The organism is Micromonospora sp. WMMD1076, from assembly GCF_029581475.1.
Classification (GTDB): Bacteria; Actinomycetota; Actinomycetes; order Mycobacteriales; family Micromonosporaceae; genus Micromonospora; species Micromonospora aurantiaca.
Genome location: NZ_CP120862.1, coordinates 128,071 through 140,936, shown reverse-complemented (window position 1 = coordinate 140,936; position 12,866 = coordinate 128,071). Strand labels below are relative to the sequence as shown.

Annotated in this window: 24 protein-coding genes; all 24 read left to right on the top strand. The window is 68.8% G+C overall.

Going from position 1 to position 12,866, the window contains the following annotated elements:
* The gene (gene rplB, locus O7622_RS00735) at nt 1-840 is read left to right on the top strand and encodes a 50S ribosomal protein L2 (protein ID WP_013288631.1); all 840 of its coding nucleotides are present in this window, start codon (nt 1-3) and stop codon (nt 838-840) included.
* Between the two features lie 12 nt (nt 841-852).
* Nucleotides 853-1,134, top strand: coding sequence for a 30S ribosomal protein S19 (gene rpsS, locus O7622_RS00730; protein WP_007073032.1), 282 nt, complete (start codon nt 853-855; stop codon nt 1,132-1,134).
* A gap of 40 nt (nt 1,135-1,174) precedes the next feature.
* Entirely contained in the window at nt 1,175-1,624 is a 450-nt protein-coding gene (rplV, locus tag O7622_RS00725) for a 50S ribosomal protein L22 (protein WP_282311366.1), read from the top strand.
* A complete protein-coding gene (rpsC, locus tag O7622_RS00720) occupies nt 1,624-2,511 on the top strand; it encodes a 30S ribosomal protein S3 (RefSeq protein WP_013473694.1) in 888 nt (295 codons plus the stop codon). Before rplV ends, rpsC begins: the two co-directional genes overlap by 1 nt.
* 3 nt (nt 2,512-2,514) lie before the next feature.
* On the top strand, nt 2,515-2,940 hold the full coding sequence (gene rplP, locus O7622_RS00715; RefSeq protein ID WP_007465292.1) for a 50S ribosomal protein L16: 426 nt from the start codon (nt 2,515-2,517) through the stop codon (nt 2,938-2,940).
* Nucleotides 2,940-3,173, top strand: coding sequence for a 50S ribosomal protein L29 (gene rpmC / locus O7622_RS00710; protein WP_123240581.1), 234 nt, complete (start codon nt 2,940-2,942; stop codon nt 3,171-3,173). Before rplP ends, rpmC begins: the two co-directional genes overlap by 1 nt.
* Nucleotides 3,174-3,204: 31 nt before the next feature.
* Entirely contained in the window at nt 3,205-3,483 is a 279-nt protein-coding gene (gene rpsQ, locus O7622_RS00705) for a 30S ribosomal protein S17 (protein WP_018784555.1), read from the top strand.
* A gap of 97 nt (nt 3,484-3,580) precedes the next feature.
* Nucleotides 3,581-3,949, top strand: a complete 369-nt coding sequence (rplN, locus tag O7622_RS00700; RefSeq protein ID WP_007073026.1) for a 50S ribosomal protein L14 — start codon at nt 3,581-3,583, stop codon at nt 3,947-3,949.
* On the top strand, nt 3,946-4,266 hold the full coding sequence (rplX, locus tag O7622_RS00695; protein ID WP_013288626.1) for a 50S ribosomal protein L24: 321 nt from the start codon (nt 3,946-3,948) through the stop codon (nt 4,264-4,266). The genes rplN and rplX overlap by 4 nt, the downstream gene beginning before the upstream one ends.
* Nucleotides 4,266-4,835, top strand: coding sequence for a 50S ribosomal protein L5 (gene rplE / locus O7622_RS00690; protein WP_013288625.1), 570 nt, complete (start codon nt 4,266-4,268; stop codon nt 4,833-4,835). The genes rplX and rplE overlap by 1 nt, the downstream gene beginning before the upstream one ends.
* Nucleotide 4,836: 1 nt before the next feature.
* Nucleotides 4,837-5,022, top strand: coding sequence for a type Z 30S ribosomal protein S14 (locus O7622_RS00685; protein WP_007073023.1), 186 nt, complete (start codon nt 4,837-4,839; stop codon nt 5,020-5,022).
* 98 nt (nt 5,023-5,120) lie between these two features.
* Nucleotides 5,121-5,528, top strand: a complete 408-nt coding sequence (rpsH, locus tag O7622_RS00680) for a 30S ribosomal protein S8 (RefSeq protein WP_013288624.1) — start codon at nt 5,121-5,123, stop codon at nt 5,526-5,528.
* Nucleotides 5,529-5,544: 16 nt separating this feature from the next.
* The gene (rplF, locus tag O7622_RS00675; RefSeq protein ID WP_018784558.1) at nt 5,545-6,087 is read left to right on the top strand and encodes a 50S ribosomal protein L6; all 543 of its coding nucleotides are present in this window, start codon (nt 5,545-5,547) and stop codon (nt 6,085-6,087) included.
* Between the two features lie 67 nt (nt 6,088-6,154).
* Nucleotides 6,155-6,544 (top strand): 50S ribosomal protein L18, encoded by a 390-nt coding sequence (rplR, locus tag O7622_RS00670; protein WP_013288622.1) that lies wholly within the window; start codon nt 6,155-6,157, stop codon nt 6,542-6,544.
* A gap of 33 nt (nt 6,545-6,577) precedes the next feature.
* Nucleotides 6,578-7,192 (top strand): 30S ribosomal protein S5, encoded by a 615-nt coding sequence (rpsE, locus tag O7622_RS00665; protein WP_088987583.1) that lies wholly within the window; start codon nt 6,578-6,580, stop codon nt 7,190-7,192.
* Entirely contained in the window at nt 7,192-7,374 is a 183-nt protein-coding gene (gene rpmD, locus O7622_RS00660; protein WP_013473693.1) for a 50S ribosomal protein L30, read from the top strand. The genes rpsE and rpmD overlap by 1 nt, the downstream gene beginning before the upstream one ends.
* Entirely contained in the window at nt 7,374-7,817 is a 444-nt protein-coding gene (gene rplO / locus O7622_RS00655) for a 50S ribosomal protein L15 (RefSeq protein WP_013288620.1), read from the top strand. The genes rpmD and rplO overlap by 1 nt, the downstream gene beginning before the upstream one ends.
* A 238-nt stretch (nt 7,818-8,055) precedes the next feature.
* Nucleotides 8,056-9,384: a preprotein translocase subunit SecY gene (gene secY / locus O7622_RS00650; RefSeq protein ID WP_282311365.1), complete on the top strand. Its 1,329-nt coding sequence runs from the start codon at nt 8,056-8,058 to the stop codon at nt 9,382-9,384.
* Nucleotides 9,385-10,038, top strand: a complete 654-nt coding sequence (locus O7622_RS00645; RefSeq protein WP_128137052.1) for an adenylate kinase — start codon at nt 9,385-9,387, stop codon at nt 10,036-10,038.
* A 97-nt stretch (nt 10,039-10,135) separates the two neighbouring features.
* Nucleotides 10,136-10,987, top strand: a complete 852-nt coding sequence (gene map / locus O7622_RS00640) for a type I methionyl aminopeptidase (RefSeq protein ID WP_282311364.1) — start codon at nt 10,136-10,138, stop codon at nt 10,985-10,987.
* Between the two features lie 91 nt (nt 10,988-11,078).
* A complete protein-coding gene (locus tag O7622_RS00635; RefSeq protein WP_282313996.1) occupies nt 11,079-11,600 on the top strand; it encodes a DUF1707 domain-containing protein in 522 nt (173 codons plus the stop codon).
* Between the two features lie 232 nt (nt 11,601-11,832).
* Nucleotides 11,833-12,054, top strand: coding sequence for a translation initiation factor IF-1 (gene infA, locus O7622_RS00630; RefSeq protein ID WP_007073013.1), 222 nt, complete (start codon nt 11,833-11,835; stop codon nt 12,052-12,054).
* Nucleotides 12,055-12,146: 92 nt separating this feature from the next.
* Entirely contained in the window at nt 12,147-12,260 is a 114-nt protein-coding gene (gene rpmJ, locus O7622_RS00625; RefSeq protein WP_012184307.1) for a 50S ribosomal protein L36, read from the top strand.
* Nucleotides 12,261-12,471: 211 nt separating this feature from the next.
* The gene (gene rpsM, locus O7622_RS00620; protein ID WP_013288614.1) at nt 12,472-12,852 is read left to right on the top strand and encodes a 30S ribosomal protein S13; all 381 of its coding nucleotides are present in this window, start codon (nt 12,472-12,474) and stop codon (nt 12,850-12,852) included.
* The last annotated feature ends 14 nt before the right edge of the window (nt 12,853-12,866 follow it).

The window sequence follows — 12,866 nt, the reverse complement described above, 5'->3', positions numbered from 1 at the left end:
ATGGCTATCCGTAAGTACAAGCCGACGACGCCGGGCCGGCGTGGCTCGAGCGTTGCCGACTTCGCCGAGATCACCCGGTCGACGCCCGAGAAGTCGCTGCTGGCTCCGCTGCCGAAGAAGGGCGGACGCAACGCCCACGGCCGGATCACCACGCGGCACCACGGTGGCGGCCACAAGCGCCAGTACCGTCTGATCGACTTCAAGCGGGTCGACAAGGACGGCGTGCCGGCGAAGGTCGCCCACATCGAGTACGACCCGAACCGCACCGCGCGCATCGCGCTGCTGCACTACGCCGACGGCGAGAAGCGCTACATCATCGCGCCGAAGGACCTGAAGCAGGGCGACCGCGTCGAGTCCGGTCCGGGCGCCGACATCAAGCCGGGCAACAACCTGCCGCTGCGCAACATCCCGGTCGGTACCACCATCCACAACGTGGAGCTGCGTCCGGGCGGCGGCGCCAAGCTGGCCCGCTCGGCCGGCGTCGGCATCCAACTGCTCGGCCGTGAGGGCGCGTACGCGACCCTGCGTATGCCGTCCGGTGAGATCCGGCGCGTGGACGTGCGCTGCCGCGCCAGCATCGGCGAGATCGGCAACGCCGACCAGTCGAACATCAACTGGGGTAAGGCCGGCCGTATGCGGTGGAAGGGCAAGCGCCCGACCGTCCGTGGTGTCGCGATGAACCCGGTCGACCACCCGCACGGTGGTGGTGAGGGTAAGACCTCCGGTGGTCGCCACCCGGTCAACCCGCAGGGTAAGCCCGAGGGCCGCACCCGTCGTAAGGGCCAGCCGAGCGACCGGCTGATCGTCCGCCGCCGCTACGCCACGCGTAAGCGCGGCTGAGGGAGATAAGACATGCCTCGCAGCCTGAAGAAGGGCCCGTTCGTCGACGACCACCTGCTCAAGAAGGTGGAGACGCAGAACGACAAGGGCTCGAAGAACGTGATCAAGACCTGGTCGCGGCGCTCGACGATCATCCCGGAGATGCTGGGTCACACGATCGCCGTGCACGACGGACGCAAGCACGTCCCGGTCTTCGTGACCGAGGCCATGGTCGGGCACAAGCTCGGCGAGTTCGCGCTGACCCGCACGTTCAAGGGTCACGAGAAGGACGACCGGAAGAGCCGCCGGCGCTGACGCCGCGGGCATACGGATAGAGGAACAAGGGGTTACAGCGATGCCAGGAAAGGGCGACGCTCCGGTGCTTCCGGGCGCGCGGGCGGTTGCGCGGCACGTGCGCATCTCGCCGATGAAGGCGCGCCGGGTGGTCAACCTCGTCCGCGGCCTGCCCGCGAAGGAGGCGCTCACGGTGCTGCAGTTCGCGCCGCAGGCTGCGAGCGAGCAGGTGTACAAGGTGCTCGCGAGCGCGATCGCCAACGCGGAGAACAACGAGCGGCTGGACCCCGACGCGCTGCTCGTCAGCGAGGCGTTCGTCGACGAGGGCCCGACCATGAAGCGGTTCCGGCCGCGCGCGCAGGGCCGGGCCTACCGGATCCGCAAGCGCACGTGCCACATCACCGTGGCGGTCGAGGCGGTTGCGCCGGCCACGCCGAAGAAGTCGGCGAAGAAGGCCGCTCCGGCCAAGCCGGCCGCTGAGGAGCAGAGCACGACGGAGGGTGCCGAGTAATGGGTCAGAAGGTTCACCCGACCGGGTTCCGGCTCGGCATCTCGACCGACTGGAAGTCCCGCTGGTTCGCGGACAAGCTCTACAAGGACTACATCGGCGAGGACGTCAAGATCCGCCGGATGATGTCCAAGGGCCTCGAGCGCGCCGGCATCTCCAAGGTCGACATCGAGCGCACCCGCGACCGGGTCCGTGTCGACATCCACACCGCCCGGCCGGGCATCGTCATCGGCCGTAAGGGTGCGGAGGCCGACCGGATCCGCGGCGAGCTGGAGAAGCTCACCGGCAAGCAGGTCCAGCTGAACATCATCGAGGTCAAGAACCCCGAGTCGGACGCGCAGCTGGTCGCCCAGGGCGTCGCCGAGCAGCTCTCCAGCCGGGTCAGCTTCCGTCGGGCCATGCGCAAGGCGATGCAGTCCGCGATGAAGAACCCCGCCTGCAAGGGCATCCGGGTTCAGGTCTCGGGCCGTCTCGGCGGCGCCGAGATGAGCCGGACCGAGTTCTACCGCGAGGGCCGGGTTCCGCTGCACACGCTGCGGGCCAACATCGAGTACGGCTTCTTCGAGGCCCGTACCACCTTCGGCCGGATCGGCGTGAAGGTCTGGATCTACAAGGGCGACGCCGTCCCGGGCCGCGAGGCCCCGGCCGAGGCCGCCCCGTCGCGCGGCCCGCGCCGTGACCGTGGCGACCGGCCGGACCGGCCGCGCCGTGGCCGCTCGGGCTCGTCCGGTACGACCGCCGGTGGCACCGAGGCCGGCCGGGCTGCCGCGACCACCATCGCGCAGCAGGCGGAGACGCCGGCCGGTGAGCCGGTCGACAGCAGCGCTGTCGCCGCAGCCGCCTCGGCTCCGGTCGGTAACCAGCCGGCAGAAACGCAGCAGGAGGGCTGACAGATGCTGATGCCGCGCAAGCCCCCGAAGGGCTTCCGCAAGCCGCACCACCCGGACCGCAGTGGCGCGTCCAAGGGTGGTAACCGGGTGGTGTTCGGCGAGTTCGGGATCCAGGCTCTCGAGCCGGCGTACGTGACCAACCGCCAGATCGAGTCGGCGCGTATCGCGATGACCCGTCACATCAAGCGTGGCGGCAAGGTCTGGATCACGATCTTCCCGGACCAGGCTCTCACCAAGAAGCCGGCCGAGACCCGGATGGGTTCCGGTAAGGGTTCGCCCGAGTGGTGGGTCGCCAACGTCAAGCCGGGGCGGGTCCTCTTCGAGATGTCCTTCCCCAACGAGCAGATCGCGCGAGAGGCGATGCGTCGCGCGATCCACAAGCTCCCGATGAAGTGCCGCATTGTTACGCGCGAAGTGGGTGAATCCTGATGGCAGCGGGCGTCAAGGCCTCCGAGCTGCGTGAGCTCTCCGAGGAGGAGCTGGTCACGAAGCTGCGCGAGGCGAAGGCGGAGCTGTTCAACCTCCGCGTGCAGGCCGCAACCGGGCAGCTGGACAACAACCGGCGGCTGCAGGTCATCCGTCGGGAGATCGCGCGGATCTACACGATCATGCGTGAGCGTGAGCTGGGTCTCTCGGCCGCGCCGACTGAGGTGACTTCGTGAGCGAGCGAAGCGAGCGTATGGGAGCTCGAGCATGAGTGAGAACACCACTGCGAGCGTGCAGCGCTCGCGCCGCAAGGTTCGTGAGGGCCTCGTGGTCAGCGACAAGATGGACAAGACCGTCGTGGTCGAGGTCGAGGATCGCGTCAAGCACGCGCTGTACGGCAAGATCATGCGCCGTACGAGCAAGCTGAAGGTGCACGACGAGCAGAACTCGGCCGGCATCGGCGACCGGGTCCTGATCATGGAGACCCGGCCGCTGTCCGCCACCAAGCGCTGGCGGCTCGTGGAGATCCTCGAGAAGGCCAAGTAGCGAAGGCTCGAGCTCGGCCGGTCTCGGTCGGGCGCAGGTTCCGCCAGGCTCCGGCCGCCCCGAGCGGCCGGAGAACCGGCAGACATAGGAGATAGACGTGATTCAGCAGGAGTCGCGACTGCGCGTCGCCGACAACACGGGTGCCCGGGAGATCCTGTGCATCCGGGTGCTCGGCGGCTCCGGTCGGCGCTACGCGAGCATCGGCGACGTCATCGTGGCGACCGTCAAGGACGCGATCCCCGGTGCCGGTGTGAAGAAGGGCGACGTCGTCAAGGCCGTCGTCGTTCGGACCGCCAAGGAGAAGCGGCGGCCGGACGGGTCGTACATCCGCTTCGACGAGAACGCCGCCGTCATCATCAAGGACGGTGGGGACCCGCGCGGTACCCGCATCTTCGGCCCGGTGGGCCGGGAGCTGCGGGACAAGCGGTTCATGAAGATCATCTCTCTCGCGCCGGAGGTGTTGTGACCGTGAAGGTCAAGAAGGGCGACACGGTCGTCGTCATCGCCGGCAAGGACAAGGGTGCCAAGGGCAAGGTCATCGCGGCCTACCCGCGGCAGGACAAGGTCCTGGTCGAGGGCGTGAACCGGGTCAAGAAGCACACCCGCATCAGCACCACCCAGCGTGGCGCCAAGACCGGTGGCATCGTCACCCAGGAGGCCCCGATCCACGTCTCGAACGTGATGGTCCTGGACTCCGACGGCAAGCCGACCCGCGTCGGCTACCGGATCGACGACAACGGCCAGAAGGTCCGCATCGCGCGTAGCACCGGTAAGGACCTCTGATGACCACGGCTACCGAAACCAAGACCCTGCCGCGCCTCAAGGAGCGGTACCGCAACGAGATCGTGGGCGAGCTGCAGAAGCAGTTCGAGTTCGCCAACCCGATGCAGGTTCCGCGGCTGGTCAAGATCGTCGTCAACATGGGTGTCGGCGAGGCCGCTCGCGACGCCAAGCTGATCGACGGGGCCGTCCGCGACCTGGCCACCATCACCGGCCAGAAGCCGCAGGTCCGGCGGGCCACCAAGTCCATCGCGCAGTTCAAGCTCCGCGAGGGCATGCCGATCGGCGCGAAGGTCACCCTGCGCGGCGACCGGATGTGGGAGTTCCTGGACCGGCTGCTCTCGATCGCGCTGCCGCGTATCCGTGACTTCCGCGGCCTGGACGGGCGCAAGCTCGACGGGCACGGCAACTACACGTTCGGTCTGACCGAGCAGTCGGTGTTCCACGAGATCGACCAGGACAAGATCGATCGCCAGCGGGGCATGGACATCACGGTGGTCACGACCGCCACGACCGACGACGAGGGCCGGGCGCTGCTCAAGCTCCTGGGCTTCCCGTTCAAGGAGAACTGAGATGGCCAAGAAGGCGCTGATCCTCAAGGCGGCCGCGAAGCCGAAGTTCTCGGTTCGCGCGTACACCCGCTGCCAGCGGTGCGGGCGTCCGAAGGCGGTCTACCGCAAGTTCGGTCTCTGCCGGGTGTGCATCCGGGAGATGGCCCACCGCGGTGAGCTGCCCGGCGTGTCCAAGGCTTCCTGGTAATAGCCCGGCGCGCTCCGGCGCGTCAGCTGAACTGTCTCTTCGCCGTAGGCCCCGGGCCCGGCCCGGGGAACCCCGGCGAGAAAGGTTGACGAGTTTTCATGACGATGACCGACCCGATCGCAGACATGCTCACGCGTCTGCGTAACGCCAACCAGGCGTACCACGACCGGGTGACGATGCCGTACTCGAAGATCAAGGCGAACATCGCCGAGGTCCTCAAGGCCGAAGGTTACATCGCCACCTGGTCGGTCGAGGAGCCCGAGGAGGGCGCCGTCGGCAAGCGACTGGTCGTCGAGCTGAAGTACGGCCAGAACCGCGAGCGGAGCCTGGCCGGCATCAAGCGCGTGTCCAAGCCCGGTCTCCGGGTGTACGCCAAGTCGGACGGGCTCCCGCGGGTGCTCGGCGGGCTGGGCGTGGCGATCATTTCGACGTCCCAGGGGCTGCTCACCGACCGGCAGGCCCGCAAGCGGAGCGTTGGCGGGGAAGTCCTCGCCTTCGTCTGGTAACGGGAGACTGGTAGAAATGTCGCGTATTGGACGTAAGTCGATCCCGGTGCCTGCCGGCGTCGACATCACGATCGACGGCCGGACCGTCAAGGTCAAGGGCCCCAAGGGCGAGCTGAGCCACGTGCTGGCCGAGCCGATCACGGCGGAGCGGGGCGAGGACGGCGAGCTGCACGTCAACCGGCCCAACGACGAGCGCAAGGCCAAGGAGCTGCACGGCCTGAGCCGGACGCTGGTGGCCAACATGATCGTCGGTGTCACCGAGGGCTACCGCAAGAGCCTGGAGATCGCCGGCACCGGTTACCGCGTGACCGCCAAGGGCAAGGACCTGGAGTTCGCGCTCGGGTTCTCGCACCCGGTCCTGGTGCCGGCTCCGGACGGCATCACCTTCACGGTCGAGAAGCCGACGCTGTTCCACGTGGCCGGCATCGACAAGCAGCAGGTCGGCGAGGTCGCCGCCAACATCCGGAAGATCCGTCCGCCGGAGCCCTACAAGGGCAAGGGCGTGAAGTACCAGGGCGAGGTCATCCGCCGCAAGGCCGGTAAGGCGGGCAAGAAGTGACCGCGGCCGTCAACACCCGGGCGAGGTCGTCCGCCGGCCGCGAGGCCGTGAGAAAGGCAGGTAAGAAGTGAGCGCCACGCTGCTCAAGCGCCGCCGCGGCGTCGCCGCCAAGCGTGCCGTCGGGCGTGCGCGTCGGCACTTCCGGGTCCGCAAGAACGTCAGCGGCACCGCCGAGCGTCCCCGCCTGGTCGTCACCCGCTCCCTGCGCCACGTGGTGGCCCAGGTCGTGGACGACACCAAGGGTCACACCCTGGCGTCGGCCTCGACCATGGACGCCTCGCTGCGCGGCGCCGAGGGCGACAAGAGCGCCCTGGCCGGCAAGGTCGGCGCCCTGCTCGCCGAGCGTGCCAAGGCCGCCGGCGTCTCGAAGGTCGTCTTCGACCGCGGCGGCAACCGGTACGCGGGGCGTGTCGCCGCGCTTGCCGACGCCGCCCGCGAAGCCGGGCTCGAGTTCTAGAAACCCCGTCACGAGAGAGAAGGAAGGCTGCTGATGCCAGGTCAACAGCGCCGTGGCGGCGGGTCCGGTGGCAACGAGGGTGGTCGCCGCGACAACCGCCGTGAGGGCGGCCGCGGAAACGCGCCCGTCGAGAAGACCCCGCACCTCGAGCGGGTCGTCGCGATCAACCGCGTCGCCAAGGTCGTGAAGGGTGGTCGTCGCTTCAGCTTCACCGCCCTGGTGATCGTGGGCGACGGCGACGGCACCGTCGGCGTGGGCTACGGAAAGGCCAAGGAGGTGCCCGCGGCGATCGCCAAGGGTGTCGAGGAGGCCAAGAAGCACTTCTTCAAGGTGCCGCGCATCGGTGCCTCGATCCCGCACCCGGTGCAGGGCGAGGACGCGGCCGGTGTGGTGCTGCTCAAGCCGGCCTCCGCCGGTACGGGTGTCATCGCCGGTGGCCCGGTGCGTGCCGTGCTGGAGTGCGCGGGCATCCACGACGTGCTCTCCAAGAGCCTCGGCTCGTCCAACCCGATCAACATCGTGCACGCCACGGTGGCGGCCCTGAAGGGGCTCGAGTCCCCGGAGCAGGTCGCGGCCCGTCGTGGTCTGCCGGTCGAGGACGTCGCGCCGGCCGCCATGCTGGCGTCGCGGGCGGGGGTGGCGTCCTGATGGCGCGCCTGAAGGTCACCCAGGTCCGGTCCGAGATCGGGACCAAGAAGAACCAGCGTGACTCGCTGCGCTCTCTCGGTCTCAAGCGGATCAACGACGTGGTGGTCAAGGAGGACCGGCCGGAGATCCGCGGCATGATCTTCACGGTCAACCACCTCGTGAAGGTCGAGGAGGTCGAGTAATGACGATCAAGGTGCACCACCTGCGTCCGGCTCCCGGCGCCAAGACCGACAAGACCCGTGTGGGTCGCGGTGAGGGCTCGAAGGGCAAGACGGCCGGTCGCGGTACCAAGGGTTCCAAGGCCCGCAAGAACATCTCGGCGGCGTTCGAGGGTGGGCAGATGCCCATCCACATGCGCCTGCCGAAGATGAAGGGCTTCAAGAACAAGTTCAAGGTCGTGTTCCAGGTGGTCAACCTGGACCGGCTGGCCGAGCTGTTCCCGAACGGCGGCCAGGTCGGCCCGGTCGAGCTGGTCGAGGCCGGCGCGGTCCGCAAGGGTCACCCGGTCAAGGTGCTCGGCACCGGCGACCTCGGCGGCGTGTCCCTCCAGGTGTCGGCGCACGCGTTCAGCGCGTCGGCCAAGGAGAAGATCACCGCCGCCGGTGGCTCGGTCACCGAGCTGTAAGAGGATGTTCATGGCGCCCGCTCAGTTGTTCGCGACTGGGCGGGCGCCATGGTCTACCGGCCACGTGTGCGCCGGGTAACATCGGATTCGGTTTATGTAGCCGGGCGCATCTGCCCGGACCGGGACCGGGCTGTTAGAGTCCGTTCCCAGCCATGGATTCCGGACACTCCGTCCGGCACCACACCCCGCCCCGCCAGGGACTCGTCACCGGCGGCCCGCGTCGCGCAGGAGGAAGAAGTTGCTGTCCGCCTTTCTCAGTGCGTTCCGTACGCCTGACCTGCGCAAGAAGCTGCTGTTCACAGTAGGCATCATCGCGGTCTACCGGCTGGGCGCCACGCTGCCCAGCCCGGGCGTCTCGTACGGCAACGTGCAGAAGTGCCTCGACACGATCCAGGGTGGTAGCACGGGTGTGCTCAACCTGCTGGATCTCTTCTCCGGTGGCGCGCTGCTCCAGCTCTCGGTCTTCGCGCTGGGCATCATGCCCTACATCACCGCGTCGATCATCCTTCAGCTGCTGACGGTGGTGATCCCGCGCCTGGAGCAGCTCCGCAAGGAGGGCCAGGCCGGGCAGGCCAAGATCACGCAGTACACCCGCTACCTGACGCTGGGCCTGGGCGTCCTCCAGGCCTCGGCGTTCGTGGCGCTGGCCCGCTCCGGGCAGTTGTTCAACAACCAGTGCGACCAGTTCCCGATCGTGCCCGAGGGCACCGGCATCCCGAACTGGCTGACCCTGACCATCCTGGTCATGACCATGACCGCCGGCACCGGCGTGGTGATGTGGCTCGGTGAGCTGATCACCGACCGGGGCGTCGGCAACGGCATGTCCGTGCTGATCTTCACCTCGATCGCGGCCCGCCTCCCCAGCGAGGGCTGGAAGATCAAGACCACAAAGGGCTGGGGGATGTTCCTCCTCGTCATCGCCCTGGTGCTGGTGGTCATCACCGCTGTCACGTTCATCGAGCAGGCGCAGCGCCGCATCCCGGTGCAGTACGCCAAGCGCATGATCGGCCGGCGGATGTACGGCGGCACGTCGACCTACATCCCGTTGAAGGTGAACCAGGCGGGCGTCATCCCGGTCATCTTCGCCTCGTCGCTGCTCTACCTGCCGCAGCTCGCGCTCCAGTTCTTCGATCAGACCGACCCGGGCAAGGCCCAGGCGTGGATCCAGAACCACATCGTGAAGGCGAGCGCGCCGGAGCACATCGCGATCTACTTCCTACTGATCATCTTCTTCACGTACTTCTACGTGTCGATCACGTTCAACCCGACCGAGGTCGCGGACAACATGAAGAAGTACGGCGGCTTCGTGCCGGGCATCCGCCCCGGCAAGCCGACCGCCGAGTACCTCGACTTCATCCTCAGCCGGATCACCCTGCCGGGTGCGCTCTACCTGGGCATCGTCGCGATCCTGCCGAACTTCTTCTTCATCTGGCTCGACAACCAGCAGTTCCAGAACTTTCCGTTCGGCGGCACCGCTGTGCTCATCATGGTCGGCGTCGGTCTGGAGACCGTGAAGCAGATCGAGAGCCAACTCATGCAGCGGAACTACGAAGGGTTCCTGCGGTAGATGCGACTCGTTCTGGTTGGCCCGCCGGGCGCGGGCAAGGGCACACAGGCGGAGTTCGTCGCCGCGCACCTCTCGGTGCCGAAGATCTCGACCGGTGACATCTTCCGGGCGAACGTCTCCCAGGGCACGCCGCTGGGCGTCGAGGCCAAGCGGTACATGGACGCCGGCAAGCTGGTCCCGGACGAGGTCACCATCAACATGGTGCGGGACCGGCTCGCCGAGCCGGACGCGAGCGAGGGCTTCCTGCTCGACGGCTTCCCGCGGACCACTCCGCAGGCCGCCGCGCTGGACAAGCTCCTCGCCGACCTCGGCACCGCGCTGGACCTGGTGCTGGAGCTGGTAGTCGACGACGACGAGGTGATCCGGCGGCTGTCCGGCCGGCGCACCTGCCGCGGCTGCGGCAAGATCTGGCACGTCGAGTTCGACGCGCCGAGCCGGGAGGGCGTCTGCGACCGCTGCGGCGCCGAGTTGTTCCAGCGCGACGACGACAAGCCGGAGACCATCGCCGCCCGGCTGCGGGAGTACGCCGAGAAGACCGCGCCGCTCGTGGACTACTACGGTGCCCAGGGCAAGCTGGTGGGCATCGACGCGACCGGCCCGGTGGAGGACGTCACCGTCCGCGCCATCGACGCGCTGCGCTCGTACGGCGGCTGAGGTCCCACCCGCCACCCGGCGGATAGAGTGCGAACAGCGGGGTACGTGCGACGTGCCCCGCTGCTCCGCGTACGCGCGACGAAAGGTAACCACCACCATGCGCCGTCCCCAGCTGGACATCCAGCTGAAGACCCCCGAGCAGATCGAGCTGATGCGGGCCGCCGGTCTGGTCGTCGCCCGTGCCCTGCGCCGGATGCGGGAGGCGGTGGCGCCGGGCGTGTCGACGGCCGACCTGGACGCGATCGCCGAGTCGACCATCCGCGAGGCGGGCGCCGTGCCGTCGTTCAAGGGCTACCACGGCTTCCCGGCGTCGATCTGCTCCTCGGTCAACCAGCAGGTGGTGCATGCCATCCCGTCGCCCGAGCAGGTGCTGCGCGAGGGCGACCTGATCTCGATCGACTGCGGCGCGGTGCTGGACGGCTGGCACGGCGACGCGGCGGTCACGGTGCCGGTCGGCGAGGTCGACCCGGCCCTGCTGAAGATGACGGCGGTGGCCGAGGACGCCATGTGGGCCGGGATCGCGGCCGCGGCGCGCGGGGCTGCCTCCGGCAGGGGCCGGCTCACCGACATCTCGCACGCGGTCGAGACAGCGGTCCGCAAGGGCGGCCGGTACGGCATCGTCGACGGCTACGGCGGCCACGGCATCGGCACCGAGATGCACCAGGACCCGCACGTGCTCAACCACGGGCGTCCCGGCAAGGGGCCGCGCCTGGTGCCGGGCCTGGCGCTCGCCATCGAGCCGATGATCACGATGGGCTCACCGCGTACGGTCGAGCTGTCCGACGGCTGGACCGTGGTGACCCGGGACGGGTCGATGGCGGTGCACGTCGAGCACTCGATGGCGCTGCTGGACGACGGCGTGTGGGTGCTGACCGCCGAGGATGGCGGACGGGCCCGTCTGGGCGACCTGGTGACCGCGCGGCAGACGTCGGTGGACTCCCCGGCCTGACCGGAGCGCCGGCCGCGCCGGATGACCGGCCACGCCGTGCCGGGGCTGGTGATCGGGTGACATGCTTGCCCCCATGGAGGAGCGCAACCGCATGCGGGCGGCCGACGCGGACCGGGAGGCCACCGCGGAGCGACTCCGGGCGGCGTTGAACGAGGGCCGGCTCGACCTGCACGAGTACGACGACCGGCTGCGCCGGGCGTACGGGTCGAAGACCTACGGCGAGCTGGACGAGCTGCTGACCGACCTGCCCGGCGCCGGACCGGCCGGGCGTCCCCTGCCGGCGCCTCGTGCGGCGGGGGAGGGCGGGGTGGCGGTCCCGGGCCCGGAGGCCGTGAGCGGGGTGCGCAGCGCCTGGCTGCTGGGGGTCTGGGGGCCGTGGCTCAAGGTGGCCCTGATCCTCACCGCGATCTGGTTCGTCTCCCGGCTGGGTGAGGGCGAGTTCGACGACTACTGGCCGATCTGGGTGCTCGGCCCGTGGGGCGCCGTGGTGCTCTACCGGACCGCGCAGGGGCTGGCCACCGGCGCGCCGGAGAAGGACGCCGAGCGCCGGCGGCGCAAGCGGGCCGAGCGGGAGGCCCGCCGGCGGGCGAAGCGCGAGCTTCCGGAGACGTGACCTGCGTCATATCCGAGTCGTCCGGGTGACTGCCGCGCCGGTCGGTTTGGCGAGCAGGTGCGGGTCGGCGTACACTTTCTGATCGGCGCACAGCGTCCACTCCGCCATGCCCACCCTGCGCTTCGGTGGGAGTCGGAGCCGCGGCTGGCGCGGGTTTCCTGATCTTGGTCAGTTCACCCGTGTAAGACGTTGTGGGCCGTCCGGAGTAACCGACGTCAGGACAGCGGAGGACATGCCGAAAAAAGACGGAGCCATCGAGATCGAGGGTCGGGTCATCGAGCCCCTGCCGAACGCCATGTTCCGGGTGGAGCTCGCGAACGGTCACAAGGTGCTGGCTCACATCAGCGGCAAGATGCGGCAGCACTACATCCGCATCCTGCCGGAGGACCGGGTCGTCGTCGAACTCTCGCCGTACGACCTGACCCGCGGGCGCATCGTCTACCGCTACAAGTAAGCCTGACGGCGGCCGGGACGTTTCCGTGTCCGTCTTCGACGTCCGGGTCGCGCTGTGTCGCGGGTCCGGGCCAGATGGGAAGTAAGGCAACCGTGAAGGTCAAGCCGAGCGTCAAGAGGATCTGCAACAAGTGCCGGGTGATCCGCCGGCACGGCCGGGTCATGGTCATCTGCACCGACCCGCGCCACAAGCAGCGCCAGGGCTGACGCCCCACACATCACCAGCTCGTCCCAGCCGCGGTCGGGTGCGCAGCGCGTACCCCCTCGTGGTTGACCCCCGGTCGGAGGCCGGGGCCCGCTCGGGCAGCGACCGATCCCGGTCGCCGGCGTTCCTGACGCCGGAGGGACAGGGACGGCCGGTAGCGGGGTGGGACGGGTCCACACCTCCGCCACAACATCACGAGGAGTACGCCCGCACATGGCACGTCTAGTCGGCGTGGATCTCCCCCGCGAGAAGCGGATGGAGATCGCGCTCACCTACATCTTCGGGGTCGGTCGCACCCGCGCCCTGGAGACGCTCGCCGCGACCGGCATCTCGCCGGACAAGCGCGTTCGGGACCTCACGGACGAGGAGCTCGTCGAGCTCCGGAACCACATCGAGGGCAACTACAAGGTTGAAGGCGACCTGCGCCGCGAGGTCGCCGCTGACATCCGCCGCAAGGTCGAGATCGGCTGCTACGCCGGTATCCGGCACCGCCGCGGTCTGCCCGTGCGTGGCCAGCGCACCAAGACCAACGCGCGGACCCGGAAGGGCCCGAAGCGGACCGTGGCCGGCAAGAAGAAGCCCGGCAAGAAGTAACTAGGAGCGCACAG